15 protein-coding genes are annotated in these 12,482 nt (G+C 70.2%); 9 read left to right on the forward strand and 6 right to left on the reverse strand.

Annotated features, from left to right (window positions below):
* Positions 1 to 104 precede the first annotated feature (104 nt).
* Both JWP28_RS12075 and JWP28_RS12080 read right to left on the reverse strand, forming a co-directional pair.
* Positions 105 to 1,544 carry an aldehyde dehydrogenase family protein gene (locus tag JWP28_RS12075; RefSeq protein WP_299543178.1) on the reverse strand — a complete coding sequence of 480 codons (1,440 nt, stop codon included), beginning with the start codon at positions 1,542 to 1,544 and terminating at the stop codon, positions 105 to 107.
* Between the two features lie 131 nt (positions 1,545 to 1,675).
* The gene (locus JWP28_RS12080; RefSeq protein ID WP_299543180.1) at positions 1,676 to 2,608 is read right to left on the reverse strand and encodes an SMP-30/gluconolactonase/LRE family protein; all 933 of its coding nucleotides are present in this window, start codon (positions 2,606 to 2,608) and stop codon (positions 1,676 to 1,678) included.
* 221 nt (positions 2,609 to 2,829) lie between these two features.
* Between JWP28_RS12080 and JWP28_RS12085 the strand changes: the two genes are divergently transcribed.
* Genes JWP28_RS12085 through JWP28_RS12100 form a run of 4 tightly spaced genes read left to right on the forward strand, consistent with a single transcriptional unit; the run spans position 2,830 to position 5,103 of the window.
* On the forward strand, positions 2,830 to 3,582 hold the full coding sequence (locus JWP28_RS12085; RefSeq protein WP_299543182.1) for an SDR family oxidoreductase: 753 nt from the start codon (positions 2,830 to 2,832) through the stop codon (positions 3,580 to 3,582).
* Positions 3,582 to 3,953 (forward strand): dihydroneopterin aldolase, encoded by a 372-nt coding sequence (gene folB / locus JWP28_RS12090; protein ID WP_299543183.1) that lies wholly within the window; start codon positions 3,582 to 3,584, stop codon positions 3,951 to 3,953. The genes JWP28_RS12085 and folB overlap by 1 nt, the downstream gene beginning before the upstream one ends.
* A 46-nt stretch (positions 3,954 to 3,999) precedes the next feature.
* Positions 4,000 to 4,395, forward strand: a complete 396-nt coding sequence (locus JWP28_RS12095) for a hypothetical protein (protein ID WP_299543185.1) — start codon at positions 4,000 to 4,002, stop codon at positions 4,393 to 4,395.
* A 12-nt stretch (positions 4,396 to 4,407) separates the two neighbouring features.
* On the forward strand, positions 4,408 to 5,103 hold the full coding sequence (locus tag JWP28_RS12100) for an isoprenylcysteine carboxylmethyltransferase family protein (protein ID WP_299543187.1): 696 nt from the start codon (positions 4,408 to 4,410) through the stop codon (positions 5,101 to 5,103).
* Positions 5,104 to 5,107: 4 nt separating this feature from the next.
* Here the strand turns inward: JWP28_RS12100 and JWP28_RS12105 are convergent, their stop codons facing one another.
* Complete coding sequence (locus JWP28_RS12105; protein WP_299543189.1) at positions 5,108 to 5,995, reverse strand: branched-chain amino acid aminotransferase; 888 nt, start codon at positions 5,993 to 5,995, stop codon at positions 5,108 to 5,110.
* A gap of 77 nt (positions 5,996 to 6,072) precedes the next feature.
* Between JWP28_RS12105 and JWP28_RS12110 the strand changes: the two genes are divergently transcribed.
* Both JWP28_RS12110 and JWP28_RS12115 read left to right on the forward strand, forming a co-directional pair.
* Complete coding sequence (locus tag JWP28_RS12110; protein ID WP_299543191.1) at positions 6,073 to 6,771, forward strand: response regulator transcription factor; 699 nt, start codon at positions 6,073 to 6,075, stop codon at positions 6,769 to 6,771.
* A complete protein-coding gene (locus tag JWP28_RS12115; protein WP_299543193.1) occupies positions 6,772 to 8,130 on the forward strand; it encodes an ATP-binding protein in 1,359 nt (452 codons plus the stop codon). It abuts the gene before it with no gap.
* On the opposite strand, the gene proC is transcribed toward JWP28_RS12115, so the two are convergent.
* The 3 genes from proC to JWP28_RS12130 form a co-directional block, all read right to left on the reverse strand.
* Complete coding sequence (gene proC / locus JWP28_RS12120; RefSeq protein WP_299543194.1) at positions 8,127 to 8,924, reverse strand: pyrroline-5-carboxylate reductase; 798 nt, start codon at positions 8,922 to 8,924, stop codon at positions 8,127 to 8,129. The two genes, JWP28_RS12115 and proC, sit on opposite strands and share 4 nt — an antisense overlap.
* Before the next feature lie 171 nt (positions 8,925 to 9,095).
* Positions 9,096 to 9,599, reverse strand: a complete 504-nt coding sequence (locus JWP28_RS12125; RefSeq protein ID WP_299543196.1) for a YbjN domain-containing protein — start codon at positions 9,597 to 9,599, stop codon at positions 9,096 to 9,098.
* 144 nt (positions 9,600 to 9,743) lie between these two features.
* Positions 9,744 to 10,019 (reverse strand): accessory factor UbiK family protein, encoded by a 276-nt coding sequence (locus JWP28_RS12130; protein ID WP_299543198.1) that lies wholly within the window; start codon positions 10,017 to 10,019, stop codon positions 9,744 to 9,746.
* A gap of 122 nt (positions 10,020 to 10,141) precedes the next feature.
* Here JWP28_RS12130 and lgt point away from each other — a divergent pair, with 122 nt between their 5' ends.
* The 3 genes from lgt to JWP28_RS12145 form a co-directional block, all read left to right on the forward strand.
* Positions 10,142 to 11,029, forward strand: a complete 888-nt coding sequence (lgt, locus tag JWP28_RS12135) for a prolipoprotein diacylglyceryl transferase (RefSeq protein ID WP_299543200.1) — start codon at positions 10,142 to 10,144, stop codon at positions 11,027 to 11,029.
* On the forward strand, positions 11,016 to 12,098 hold the full coding sequence (locus tag JWP28_RS12140; protein WP_299543201.1) for an SAM-dependent methyltransferase: 1,083 nt from the start codon (positions 11,016 to 11,018) through the stop codon (positions 12,096 to 12,098). Before lgt ends, JWP28_RS12140 begins: the two co-directional genes overlap by 14 nt.
* Positions 12,095 to 12,482: laccase domain-containing protein (locus JWP28_RS12145; RefSeq protein WP_299543203.1), on the forward strand; the 388-nt coding region annotated here is incomplete at its 3' end. The genes JWP28_RS12140 and JWP28_RS12145, both read left to right, overlap by 4 nt.

Here is a 12,482-nt window from a genome sequence, read left to right on the forward strand (position 1 = left end):
GGGGTGTGTGGGCCAAGCTCGGTCGAACGAGCTAGATCCCGACTCCCCCACCCCGCTCGCTCCGCGAGTCGGCCCTCCCCTAAAGAGGAGGGATGGGCTTAGCCTTACTCCGCGGCCTGCTTCGGCGCGTAGCCGAGGACGGCCTTGGTCTCCAGGAACTCGTGGAAGGCGTAGTCGCCCCACTCGCGCCCGTTGCCGCTCATCTTGTAGCCGCCGAACGGGGCGGTCATGTCGCCGCCGCCGCCGTTGATCGACACCTGGCCGGCGCGCAGCCTGGAGGCCACCTTGCGGGCCTTCTCGAGGTCGCCGGACTGCACGTAGGCGGCAAGGCCGTACTCCGTGTCGTTGCCGATCTCGATCGCCTGGTCGAGGGTCTCGTAGCCGAGGATCGAGAGCACCGGGCCGAAGATCTCTTCGCGCGCGATGGTCATGTCGTTGGTGACGTTGGCGAACACCGTCGGCTTCACATAGTAGCCCTTGTCCAGGCCTTCCGGACGGCCTGTCCCGCCGATGACCAGGGTCGCGCCCTCGTCGATGCCGGCCTGGATCAGCTTCTGGATCTTGTCGAACTGCACCCTGGAGACCACGGGGCCCAGCTGGCTGTTGCCGTTCGGGTCGCCGACGGTGACGCCGGAGGCGGTCTCGCGCGCCACGGTGATGGCCTCGTCCATCCGGGTCTTGGGGACGAGCATCCGGGTGGGCGCGTTACAGGACTGGCCGGAGTTGGTCATCATGGTGGCCACGCCGCGGCCGACGCCCTTCGCAAACGCGTCGTCGTCCAGGACGATGTTCGGGCTCTTGCCGCCGAGTTCCTGGGCCACGCGCTTGACGGTGGCCGCCGCGTTCTTGGCCACCTCGATGCCGGCGCGGGTCGAGCCGGTGAAGGAGACCATGTCCACCTCGGGGTGGCTGGAGAGCGGCACGCCGACGCCCGGGCCGTCGCCGTGGATCATGTTGAACACGCCCGCCGGCACGCCGGCCGCATGCATGATCTCGGCGAAGATCTGGCCGGAGAACGGCGCCACTTCCGAGGGCTTCAGCACCATGGTGCAGCCCGTGGCGATGGCCGGGGCCACCTTGCAGACGATCTGGTTGAGCGGCCAGTTCCAGGGGGTGATGAAGCTGCAGACGCCGATCGGCTCCTTGACGATCATCGTCGGGCCGCGGTCTTCCTCGAACTTGAAGGTCTTCAGGATCTCGACGGCGGTGGCCAGGTGGCCCATGCCGACCGGCACCTGCGCCCGCTGCGCCAGCGACGAGGGCGCGCCCATCTCCTCGGTGACCGCGGTGGCGAGGTCGCCGAAGCGCTTCTGGTATTCCGCCAGGATGCGGCCCAGCACCTCGAGGCGTTCCTCGCGGCTGGTCTGCGACCAGGAGGCGAAGGCCTTGCGGGCGGCCTTCACGGCCTTGTCGACGTCGGCGGCATTGCCGAGCGCGATCTTGCCGACGACCTGTTCGGTGGCCGGGTTCTCGACGTCGAGGGTCTTCAGCTCGGTGGGCTCGACCCACTTACCGTCGATGTAGAACTTGAGATACTCGCGCATGACGTCCTCCCGGATCGTTCGGATGTGGCGGATCGCCGGGTGGGACGCCCCGTCCGGCTTCGCCAGCCAATTTAGTGATCGGCGTTAACCGGGGAAACCCCTGATTCGCCCCTTGTCGGCATGACGTGGCGTCACCTCTGATGGATCAGCGGCTCGCCGGCCACCGGCGAGCGGCCTTTGAGGACGTAATCCGCCCGGATCGAGCCGATGTAGAGGTCCTTCAGGTCGGCGCCGCCCCAGGTGACGTTGGTCGGGTGGTTGACCGTCTCGCCGGACGGATCGTGGATCACGGTGACCACCTCCAGCGAGGGCAGAATCGCCACCACCTTGTTGGCGGCGGGCAGGCAGACCCAGACATTGCCCTCGGCGTCCAGGCCGACGCCGTCGGTGTAGCCCAGGGTCTCGGCGGGATGCTGCGGCCCGTCCGGCTGCTGCAGGTTTCCCAGCACCGGGCCGTAGCGTTCGCCGGCGCCCAGCCGGCCGCCGGCCAGGATCGGGAAGCGCATCACGTCCGCGCCGCTGGTCTGGGCGCAGTAGAGCGTGCCTTCGTCGGCCGACAGCGCCAGGCCGTTCGGGAACTTCAGCCCCTCCGCGACCACCGACGACGAGCCGTCGGGGCGCAGCACGAAGATGAAACCGTCGGCGCGGCCGTCCAGCGCCAGCGGCCAGGTCTCGGCGTGGGTGGAGTTGGCGCACCAGATGTTCCCGGTCGCGTCGATCACCGGATAGTTCGACGAGGTGAGCCGCTTGCCGTCGACTTCGGCGAGCAGGGTCTCGTGTTTGCCGGTCGCGGGATCGAACCGCTGCAGCGGCCCGTCCTCGCGGTCATAGATGCCGAAGTTGGCGATCACCACCCGGCCCTGGCGATCGATGTTGATCCCGTTAGGCGCGCCGCCCTTGGGCCCCATGCGCTTGAAGGAGCCGTCGGGGAAGATCTCGGCCACGGCGCACTGGTGGTCGGAGGCGAAGACGCGGCCGTCCTTGCCCACCACCACGTCCTCCGGCCGGTCGATGCCGATGGCGATCTTCGTGAACGCGTCCGCGGGAATGGGTGCAAGCGGCATGGCGTTTCCCCCTTTGTCGTGACCCGAACCTTGAGCGCGGCGAGCGGCGTTCGACAAGTGCGCTTGCGGCTGGGCCGGGGGGCCGATAAAGCCCAGCCATTGGAATCCTGGAGTCCGCCATGTCCGGCATCTACGTCATCGTCGCTTTCATCGCGGTGATCGCCTTGCTGAACCGCTTCGAGTTCGGCCGGTTCGACTGACATTGAACAGGACGCGCTCTGATGGCTGAGCGCGGGGCGGCCCTGGTCACCGGCGGCGCGCGGCGGATCGGCCGCGCCCTGGTCACCGCCGCCGCCGACGCCGGCTACGACGTCGCCATCCACGTCCGCGCGGTCGATGACGAGGCCGAGGCGGCCGCGGCGGAAGTCCGCGCCCGGGGCCGCAAGGCCGCCATCCTCGCCTGCGACCTGCGCAAGGAATCCACCACCGTGGCCCTGGTCGGCGAGGCCGAGGCCGAACTGGGCGCCGTCACCCTGCTGGTCAATTCCGCCAGCGTCTTCGAGGAAGACGCCTTCGCCGACATGAACCGCGCCTCCTGGGACGCGCACATGGAGACCAACCTGCGCGCCCCGCTGGTGCTGGCGCAGGTGTTCGCCAGGCGCCTGCCCGCCGGCCGCAACGGCCTGATCGTCAACCTGCTGGACCAGCGGGTGCTCGATCCGTCGCCCGACTTCTTCTCCTACTCGCTGAGCAAGGCTGCGCTCTGGAACGCGACCCAGATGCTGGCCCAGGCGCTGGCGCCCCGCATCCGGGTGAACGGCATCGGGCCCGGGCCCACCCTGCCCTCGGTGCACCAGGACCAGGCGGCGTTCGAGGCCGAGGTCCGCGCGACGCTGATGGGCCACCCGGTCACGCCAGCCGAGATCGCCGCGGCGCTGCGCTATCTGATCGACGCGCCCTCCGTGACCGGCCAGATGATCGCCGTCGACGCCGGCCAGCACCTGGCTGGGAAGACGGCGGCGTGGAGGCGCTGATGGATGGGGCCATCCGCACAGCCATGACCACGGTCTTCGTCACCGGCCTCAAGGTCCAGGCGGAGATCGGCGTCTATCGCCACGAGATCGGCCGCGTGCAGCCGCTGGTGGTCGACGTGGAGCTGGACGTGCCCACCGCCGGCTCCCACCGCCTCTCCGAGACCCTGAACTACGAAACCATCCTGTCCGCCGCGCGCGACATCGCCGGCCAGGGCCATATCGAGCTCGTCGAGACCTTCGCCGAGCGGCTGGCGCGGGCCTGCCTCGCCGACCCGCGCGTGACCCGCGCCCGGGTGCGCGTGGAAAAGCCGCTGGCCCTGGCGCCGGACGCGGTGGGCGCGGGCGTGGAGATCACCCTGGTCCGCGGCTGACGCTACCGCCGTAAAGGTGCATCATCGACTGGGGAGGTACGAAGCCATGACCGACCATCTGGACTACGGGGCGACGGAGGATAGGACCCTGCCGGCCGTCACCTACGCGCTCTACCTCCTGGCGTTTGCGACCGGGTTCACCGCCATCATCGGGGTGATCGTGGCCTATGCGAACCAGGCCTCCGCGGGGCCGCTGATGCGCAGCCACTACACCTTCCTGATCCGCACCTTCTGGATCGGCCTGGGGTGGTGCATCCTCGCCGGCATGGTGTTTGCGATCGGCATCCCCTTGAGCTTCATCCTGATCGGCATCCCGCTCTTGATCCTCGCCAAGGTCATGTTCGCCCTGGGCGCCGTCTGGTACGGCCTGCGCTGCATCGTGGGCGTGATCTACCTGGCGCAGGGCGAGCCCTATCCGCGGCCCTACGCGGCGCTGATCTAGGAGCGCCAGACGATGGACGTCGGAAAGCGCCTGATCCCGAAGGTCCTGGTCCAGATCGCGGTCCTGATGGCGGTCTTCGCGGCCCTGCTGTTCGGCGGGGCGGGAACCTGGCGCTGGCCGTCGGGCTGGGCGTTCCTGGCGCTATTCGCCGCCATCAACCTCGCCGTCACCCTCTGGCTCGCCCGCGCCGATCCGGGCCTGCTGCAGGAACGGATGAAGCCGGCGATCCAGCGCGGCCAGAGGCCCTGGGACCGGGTCTTCCTGGGCTTCCTGTCGGTGGTCTTCCTGGGCTGGCTGGTGCTGATGGGCGTGGACGCGCGCCGCATGGGCTGGTCGCACATCTCGCTCCCCCTGCAGGTCGTGGGCGCGCTCATGATCGTCGCGAGCTACGCCGGCGTCGTCTGGGTGTTCCGCGCGAACAGCTTCGCCGCCCCGGTGATCAGGATCCAGGCTGAGCGCAAGCAGACGGTCATCAGCACCGGCCCCTACGCCTTCGTCCGCCACCCCATGTACGCCTTCGCCATCTGGCAATTCGTCGGCATGCCGCTGATGCTGGGCTCCTGGTGGGGCCTGGCCGTCATCCCGCCGATCGTCCTGGCGCTCGCTTTCCGCACGCTCGGCGAAGAGCGGATGCTCAAGACCGAACTCGCGGGCTACGAGGACTACGCCCGCCGCGTGCGCTGGCGATACGCGCCGGGCGTCTGGTGACTCTCTACGCCGATACCAGCTCGCGCCGCACCATGCGGGCGTAGTCGTCCATGAGGCCGAGCGAGATGTTGCCCGGCCGGAAGGTGTACTCGCCGATCTCGGCGACGGGGGTCACCTCCGCGGCGCTGCCGGTCACGAAGCATTCGGAGAAGCCCGAGAGTTCCTCCGGACGGATGTGGCGCTCGATCACCTCGAGGCCCTTGGCCTGCGCCAGCCTGATCACCGACTGGCGGGTGATGCCGTTCAGGAAGCAGTCCGGCGTCGGCGTGTGGATCACCCCGTCGGCCACGAAGAACACGTTCGAGCCGGTCGATTCCGCCAGGTAGCCGCGGTAGTCGAGCATCATGGCGTCGGTGTAGCCCTCCTTCTCCGCGGCGTGCTTGGAGATGGTGCAGATCATGTAGAGGCCGGTGGCCTTGGCGTGCACCGGCTCGGTTTCCGGCGAGGGGCGCTTGTACTTCGCCCAGCACATGCGGATGCCCTTGGCCCTTTCCTCGGGCTTGAAGTAGCTCGGCCAATCCCAACAGGCGATCGCCACATGGATCTTGGTGTTCTGGGCCGAGACCCCGATCATCTCCGAGCCGCGCCAGGCGATGGGGCGGACATAGGCGTCGGCCAGGCCGTTCCTGACGCAGGTGTCCTTGCAGGCCTGATCGATCTGGGCCACCGTGAACGGGATCTGGAAGTCGAGGATCTCGGCGGACTTGAAGAGACGCTCGGTGTGCGCCGTCAGCTCGTAGATCTCACCCCCGTACATCCGCTCCCCCTCGAACACGGCCGAGGCGTAGTGCAGGCCGTGCGTCAGTACGTGCACCTTCGCCTCGCGCCAGGGCAGGAACTGGCCGTCCAGCCAGATCCATCCGTCGCGGTCGTCGAAGGGAACGATAGACATGAGAGGGTGACCTCCTTCCGTAAGGCTCCTCTAGAACCCGTCGAAGGCGGCCCCGTCAAACAAAATGGGGCCTGGCGATGAGCGGCGCGCCGCGCGCGCGGCACCTGCTGATCGTCGACGACGACGACCGCATCCGCGAACTCTTGAAGGAATACCTGGCCCGCGCGGGCTTCCGGGTGACGGCCGCGGCGGGCGGGGCGCCGGCCCGCAAGCTGATGGCGACGCTGGATTTCGACCTGGCGGTGTTCGACGTGATGATGCCGGGCGAGGACGGCTTTTCGCTGACCCGCTGGCTGCGCGAGCAGCGCGCGCCCGCCGGCCGCACCCCCGTCCTGATGCTGACCGCCATGGGCGAGCCAAACGATCGGATCGAGGGGCTGAAGCTGGGCGCCGACGACTACCTGGCCAAGCCGTTCGAGCCGGAGGAGCTGCTGCTGCGCATCGAGGCGATCCTGCGGCGCGCGCAGCACCGGCCGGCGCAGGGCGGCCCCCTGTCGCTCGGCCGCTGCCAGTTCGATCCGGACCGCGGCGAGCTGACCTGCGACGGCGAGCCGGTGAAGCTGACCGAGGCCGAGGTGGCGCTTTTGCGCCAGCTGGCGCGGACGCCGCACGAGCCGGTGGAGCGGCTGGAGCTCGCCAATGAGACGGTCGATCCTTCCGGTAGGGCGGTGGACGTGCAGGTGACGCGCCTTCGGCGTAAGATCGAAGCCGACCCCAAGGCGCCGCGCTACCTGCAGACGGTGCGCGGCATCGGCTACAGGTTGGCTCCGGACTAGATGGCCCGCTCCCCGCGCGTGATCGGCCGCTGGATCAAGCGGCAGATGCCGAAGACCCTGTTCGGCCGCTCGCTGCTGATCATCGTCCTGCCGGTGGCGATCATGCAGATCGCCGTCACCTATGTGTTCTTCGACGCCCACTGGGAGACGGTGACCAGCCGCCTGTCCGAGGGCCTGGCGGGGGACATCGCCTGGGCGGTGGAGAGCTACCGCGACGACCCCAGCCCGGCCGCCTTCGCCAAGCTCTCGAAGCGGGCGGAGGACTCCATGAGCCTGTCCATCGCCCTGCAACCGGGCCGCAAGCTGCCCGCCGCCCAGCGGGACGAGCCGGTGCTGGCGCAGCCTTTCCTGGCGCCCATCGACCAGTCGCTGCGCCGCGCGCTGTCGGAGCGGCTGGACCAGCCGTTCTGGTTCGACACCACCCGCTACCCGGCCTACGTCGACATCCGCGTGGCGGTGCCGGGCGGGGTCATGCGGGTGCTGGCGCCCAGGGACCGGGCCTTCGCCACCCAGGGCCACATCTTCGTCCTCTGGATGACCGTGGCGACGATCCTGCTCACGACGATCGCGATCCTGTTCATCCGCAACCAGGTGCGGGCGATCGAGCGGCTGGCCAACGCCGCCGAGGCCTTCGGGCGGGGCGGCGACGTGCAAGCCTTCAAGCCGCATGGGGCCAAGGAGGTGCGCCGCGCGGCGACCGCCTTCCTCGACATGCGCGCTCGCATCCAGCGGCACATCGACCAGCGCACGACGCTGCTCGCCTCGGTCAGCCACGACCTGCGCACACCGTTGACCCGCCTGAAGCTGGCGCTGGCGCTGGCCGAACCCTCGAAGCGCAACGCCGCCATGAAGGGCGACCTCGCCGAGATGGAGCACATGATCGACGAGTACCTGGCCTTCGCCCGCGGCGAGGGCGGCGAGGCGGTCGAGACCGTGCGCCTGCGCGACCTGCTGGAGGCGGTGAGCGAGGGCGCGGTGCGGGCCGGCGCGCAGGTCAAGCTGGCCGCCGATCCGGAGCTGACCGCGCAGGTGCGGCCCAACGCCCTGAAGCGCGCGCTCTCCAACCTGATCATGAACGCCGCGGTGCATGGCGAGCATGTCGAGGTGGCCGCCCAGGTACGGCCGCAGGGCGGGGTCGAGATCGTGGTCGACGACGACGGGCCCGGCATCGCCGAAGAGCGCTACGAGGAGGCCTTCAAGGCCTTCGGGCGGCTGGACGAGGCGCGCAACCAGAACACCAAGGGCGTGGGCCTGGGGCTCGCCATCGCCCGTGACGTGGCCCGCGGCCACGGCGGCGACATCATCCTGTCGCGCTCGCCGCTGGGCGGCTTGCGGGCCGTGGTGAGACTTCCGGGTTAGGCGCCCAGCTCCTTCGACCGCCGCATCGCGCTGGCGACGGCTTCGCGCAGCAGCGGCGGCAGGCCGTGCTCGCCGAGCAGGACGTTCAACGCCGCTTCCGTGGTGCCGCCGGGCGAGGTGACCTGGCGGCGCAGGTCGGAGGGCTCGGCGCCGCTCTGCGCCAGCAGGGCCGCGGCCCCGACGATGGTCGAGCGGGCCAGCCGGTTGGCGTCCTTCGCCGGCAGGCCAGCCGCGGCGCCGGCGGCTTCCAGGGCCTCGACGAAGGCGTAGAGATAGGCCGGCCCCGAGCCGGACACCGCGGTGGCGGCGTGCATCTGCGCCTCGTCGGTCAGGTCCACCACCACGCCGAGGGGTTCGAACAGGGCGTGCGCGCGGGCGAGCGCGGCGGGGTCGTCGGCATAGAGGCTGGCGGTCCCCTGGCCGATGGCCGCGGCGGTGGTCGGCATCACCCGGGCGACGACGCGGCCGCCGAACTCCCGCGACAGGTCGGCCGAGGTCACCCCGGCGGCGATCGAGACGATCACCGCGTCGGCGGCGAGCCAGGCCGCGTACTGGGCGGCGGCGTCCAGCCACAGCTGCGGCTTGACGCAGAGCAGCACCGTCGGGGCGGCGGCGAGGTCGGCGACGGGCGGATTGAGCCGGGCGCCGGCGCGCTCGGCGGCCAGCGCGGCGTCGGACGGGTGTGGGTCGACGATCATCAGCTCGGCGGAGGCGAACGCCTGCGCCCGCGCCCAACCCTCGAGGATCGCGCCGCCCATGCGTCCGGCGCCCAGCATCAGGATCGGCGTGACCATCGGGGGGAACCTAGAGGCCCGCCCTCCCAGTGTCATCCCGGCTTGCGCGCAGCGGAAGGCCGGGACCCATACGCACCCGATGGCCCCGGGGTTATCGGAGAGCTTCGTGTAGGTCCCGGACAAGCCGCTGAAGCGGCTTTCCCGGATGAGACAGCCGATGGGTGACGCGAGCTAGGCTTCGCCCACCGTCTCGAACATGCAGGCGGCGATGGCCTCGGCCGGGGACTTGGAGCCCTGCACCAGGAAGTCGAAGGCCGGGTAGAAGCGGTCGGCGCCTTCGACGGCGACGTCGATCATGGCCGCGGCCTGCGCCAGGCTCGGCTGTTCGCCGGTCATCAGCGCCATGCCGTGGCGGAAAATCACCTCGCCGTCTTCCCAGAGCTCGAAGTGGCCTAGCCAGACGCGCGGGTTCACCTGGGCGATCAGGTCCTGGGCGGCGGCGCGCTGCTCCTTACCGATGGTGAGGTCCATCGACAGGCAAAGCTGCAGGCAATCGCCCTCCGGCCGCCAGGCGAACCAGAGTTCGTAGTCCTTCCAATCGCCGGCCAGGCTGAAGGCGAGGTCGCCATCCTCGGTGCGGTCGAACGGAAGGTTCTCAGCCGCGAGCACATGCTCCACGACATCGAGCGGATCGGCGCCAAGCTGGACGCTGTCGTCAGACGGGCTGATGTCCATGAGACCTTTGATCCTTTCGCAGCGGGCGGGGAGCAGACGGCCGCCCCCGAATCGCCTGCGATACTGAAACTAATCTGCTTCGTGGGTGCGGCGTCATCCGGTTCTTCCCGTATGCCAGCCACATTCGCGTGTGGTGAGAGGTTTTCAGGCGGGGCCGCCTGACTTCGGCCCCATCTTGGAAGGCTTTGGGGCCTTTGCAGCCGTGGCTCCCCGCAAGGCCTCGACCTCGGCGCGGAGCGCTGCGACCTCCGCCCTCAGCGCCTCGAAATCGTCGCGGCGGATCAGGTCGAACTCCGCGGCCATGCGGTCGGCCTGGGCGCGAAACGCCGCCTTGGCCTCCTCACCGGCCGCCTGCGCCAGCCCCATGGCCGCCGTCGAAAGCTTGGCCATTTCGTCGAGGAACGGGTTCTGTGTCTGCATCTCTCACTCTGGCGCCGGACTGGAGGCGCCCTGAAGGCTGTTATATGGCGCTAAAGGGGTGAAAGCGAAGGGGTTCTCCTCTAAAGCGTGTTGTCGCCTGAACGCCGGAGCTGCTTGAAGTCGTGACATTCCCGAACATCGATCCGGTGCTCGTCCAGATCGGCCCCTTCGCAATCCGCTGGTACGCGCTGGCTTACGTGGCGACCATCCTGCTGGGCTGGCGCTATACGGTCAGCAACATCCGCAACGCCAAGCTCTGGATCCATCGCCCGCCGCCTGCGACGCCGGAGCAGATCGACGACCTGATCCTGTGGCTGACGCTGGGGGTGATCGTCGGCGGACGGCTGGGCCACGTGCTGTTCTACACCCCCACGCTGATCTGGACCGACCCGATCGAGATCCTGAAGATCTGGCACGGCGGGATGAGCTTCCACGGGGGCGCCCTGGGCGTTTTGGTCGCAGGCTTGGCCTTCGCCCGGGCCAACAAGCTCGATGCGCTCAGGCTCGGCGACGTGATCGTCGCGGCCGAGCCGATCGGCGGCTTCCTGGTGCGGATCGCCAACTTCATCAACGGCGAGCTCTGGGGCCGGCCGACCACCGCGCCCTGGGGCATGGTGTTCCCTGGCGCGGGTCCCCTGCCCCGCCATCCGAGCCAGCTCTACGAGGCGGCGCTGGAGGGCGTGGTGCTGTTCCTGGTGCTGCGCTGGGCGACGCACCGCAGGATGTGGCTGAACCGCCGGGGCGTGGTGATGGGCCTGTTCCTCGCCGGCTACGGGCTGATCCGGATCAGCCTGGAGAACGTCCGCGAGCCGGACAGCTACATGCCCCACTTCCCCCTCGGCCTGACCATGGGGATGATGCTGTCGGTACCGATGGTGCTGGTCGGGATCCTGCTCATGTGGCGCGGCCTGCGCGAGCCCTTGCCGCCGCCCATCGCCCTGGAGGACGCGCATCTCGCCCCGCCGCCGCCCGGTTCCGGGGGCGGCGGCGCCGCCGATGAGCCTGCGTGAGCGGCTGGCGGCGCAGATCGCCGCCGGCGGCCCCATCAGCGTCGCCCAGTACATGACCGCCTGCCTGCATGACCCGGAGTTCGGCTACTACGCCACGCGCCCGGCGCTCGGCGAAGGCGGCGACTTCATCACCGCGCCGATGGTCAGTCAGATGTTCGGCGAGCTGGTCGGCGTCTGGGCGGCGTCTTCCTGGGAGCTGATGGGCCGGCCCGACGAGCTGCGGCTGGTGGAGATGGGACCGGGCGACGGAACGCTGATGAGCGACGTCCTGCGCACTGTACGTCACGCGGCCGGCTTCCTGGAGGCCGCCGACTTCTGGTTGGTGGAGACCTCCGCGCCGCTGCGCGCCCTGCAGCGCGAACGCTTGCCGCAGGACGTGCGGTGGGCGGCGAGCCTCGACGAGGTCCCCGGCGGCGCCCCGCTGATCCTGGTGGCCAACGAACTCCTCGACTGCCTGCCGGCCCGCCAGTTCGTGCGCACGGCGATCGGCTGGGCCGAGCAGGTGGTGGGGCTGGACGCCGACGGCGAGCTGGCCTTCGGCCTGGCGCCGACACCGGCCGCGGCCCTGCTGCCGGACGCCGCGCCCGGCCAGGTCTATGAGCAGTCGGCGGCTCAAGGCGCGCTGGGCGCCGAGCTCGGCCGGCGGGTCGCGGCGGACGGCGGGGCGGCGCTGCTGATCGACTACGGCCGCGCCGGGCCCGGCTTCGGCGACACCCTGCAGGCGCTCCGCCGCCACGAGAAGGTCGATCCCCTGGCCACACCCGGCGAGGCGGACCTCACCATCCACGCCGACTTCCCGGCCGTGATGGCGGCAGCGCGGGGCGAGGGCGCGGCGGCCGCCATCCTGACCCAGGCCGACTTCCTGGCCCGCATGGGCATCGGCGCGCGGGCCGAAGCCCTGGTGCGCGCCGCGCCGAACCGGACGGCCATGATCGGCCGCCAACTCACCCGCCTGCTCGGCGCCGACGAGATGGGGGAGCTGTTCAAGGCCTGCGCAATCCACTCCCCCGACTGGACGCCGCCCGCCTTCGAGGACGCCCCCAAAGACGCCCCCGAGGAGGGTGCATGAGCTGGCCGCCGGTGCTGACCTCGAGGCTGCTGCAGGCGCAGGGCCTCCGCCACGCCTTTTTCACCCGCGAGGGCGGCGTTTCGGGGGGGCTCTACGCGAGCCTGAACGTCGGCCTGGGGTCCGACGACGACCCCCGGGCGGTGCGCGAGAACCGCCGGCGCTGCGCGGCGCACTTTGACGCGCAAGGGCTGGTCACCGCCTATCAGGTCCACTCGGCGACGGCCGTGGTCGCCGACGGCGCCTGGCCGGGCGATCCGCCGCGGGCCGACGGTGTCGTGAGCGTGACGCCGGGCGTGGTCTGCGCCGCGCTGGCCGCCGACTGCGCGCCGATCCTCATCGCCGACCCGCAGGCCCGCGTGGTCGCCGCCGCCCACGCCGGCTGGA

Origin of the sequence: Phenylobacterium sp. (assembly GCF_028290885.1) — a bacterium.
GTDB lineage: Bacteria > Pseudomonadota > Alphaproteobacteria > Caulobacterales > Caulobacteraceae > Phenylobacterium.

What these genes read in the sequence shown, in the direction of transcription:
- JWP28_RS12075 (WP_299543178.1), bottom strand. Translation starts at nt 1,544, where the DNA reads ATGCGCGAGTATCTCAAGTTCTACATCGACGGTAAGTGGGTCGAGCCC.
- JWP28_RS12080 (WP_299543180.1), bottom strand. Translation starts at nt 2,608, where the DNA reads ATGCCGCTTGCACCCATTCCCGCGGACGCGTTCACGAAGATCGCCATC.
- JWP28_RS12085 (WP_299543182.1), top strand. Translation starts at nt 2,830, where the DNA reads ATGGCTGAGCGCGGGGCGGCCCTGGTCACCGGCGGCGCGCGGCGGATC.
- folB (WP_299543183.1), top strand. Translation starts at nt 3,582, where the DNA reads ATGGATGGGGCCATCCGCACAGCCATGACCACGGTCTTCGTCACCGGC.
- JWP28_RS12095 (WP_299543185.1), top strand. Translation starts at nt 4,000, where the DNA reads ATGACCGACCATCTGGACTACGGGGCGACGGAGGATAGGACCCTGCCG.
- JWP28_RS12100 (WP_299543187.1), top strand. Translation starts at nt 4,408, where the DNA reads ATGGACGTCGGAAAGCGCCTGATCCCGAAGGTCCTGGTCCAGATCGCG.
- JWP28_RS12105 (WP_299543189.1), bottom strand. Translation starts at nt 5,995, where the DNA reads ATGTCTATCGTTCCCTTCGACGACCGCGACGGATGGATCTGGCTGGAC.
- JWP28_RS12110 (WP_299543191.1), top strand. Translation starts at nt 6,073, where the DNA reads ATGAGCGGCGCGCCGCGCGCGCGGCACCTGCTGATCGTCGACGACGAC.
- JWP28_RS12115 (WP_299543193.1), top strand. Translation starts at nt 6,772, where the DNA reads ATGGCCCGCTCCCCGCGCGTGATCGGCCGCTGGATCAAGCGGCAGATG.
- proC (WP_299543194.1), bottom strand. Translation starts at nt 8,924, where the DNA reads ATGGTCACGCCGATCCTGATGCTGGGCGCCGGACGCATGGGCGGCGCG.
- JWP28_RS12125 (WP_299543196.1), bottom strand. Translation starts at nt 9,599, where the DNA reads ATGGACATCAGCCCGTCTGACGACAGCGTCCAGCTTGGCGCCGATCCG.
- JWP28_RS12130 (WP_299543198.1), bottom strand. Translation starts at nt 10,019, where the DNA reads ATGCAGACACAGAACCCGTTCCTCGACGAAATGGCCAAGCTTTCGACG.
- JWP28_RS12140 (WP_299543201.1), top strand. Translation starts at nt 11,016, where the DNA reads ATGAGCCTGCGTGAGCGGCTGGCGGCGCAGATCGCCGCCGGCGGCCCC.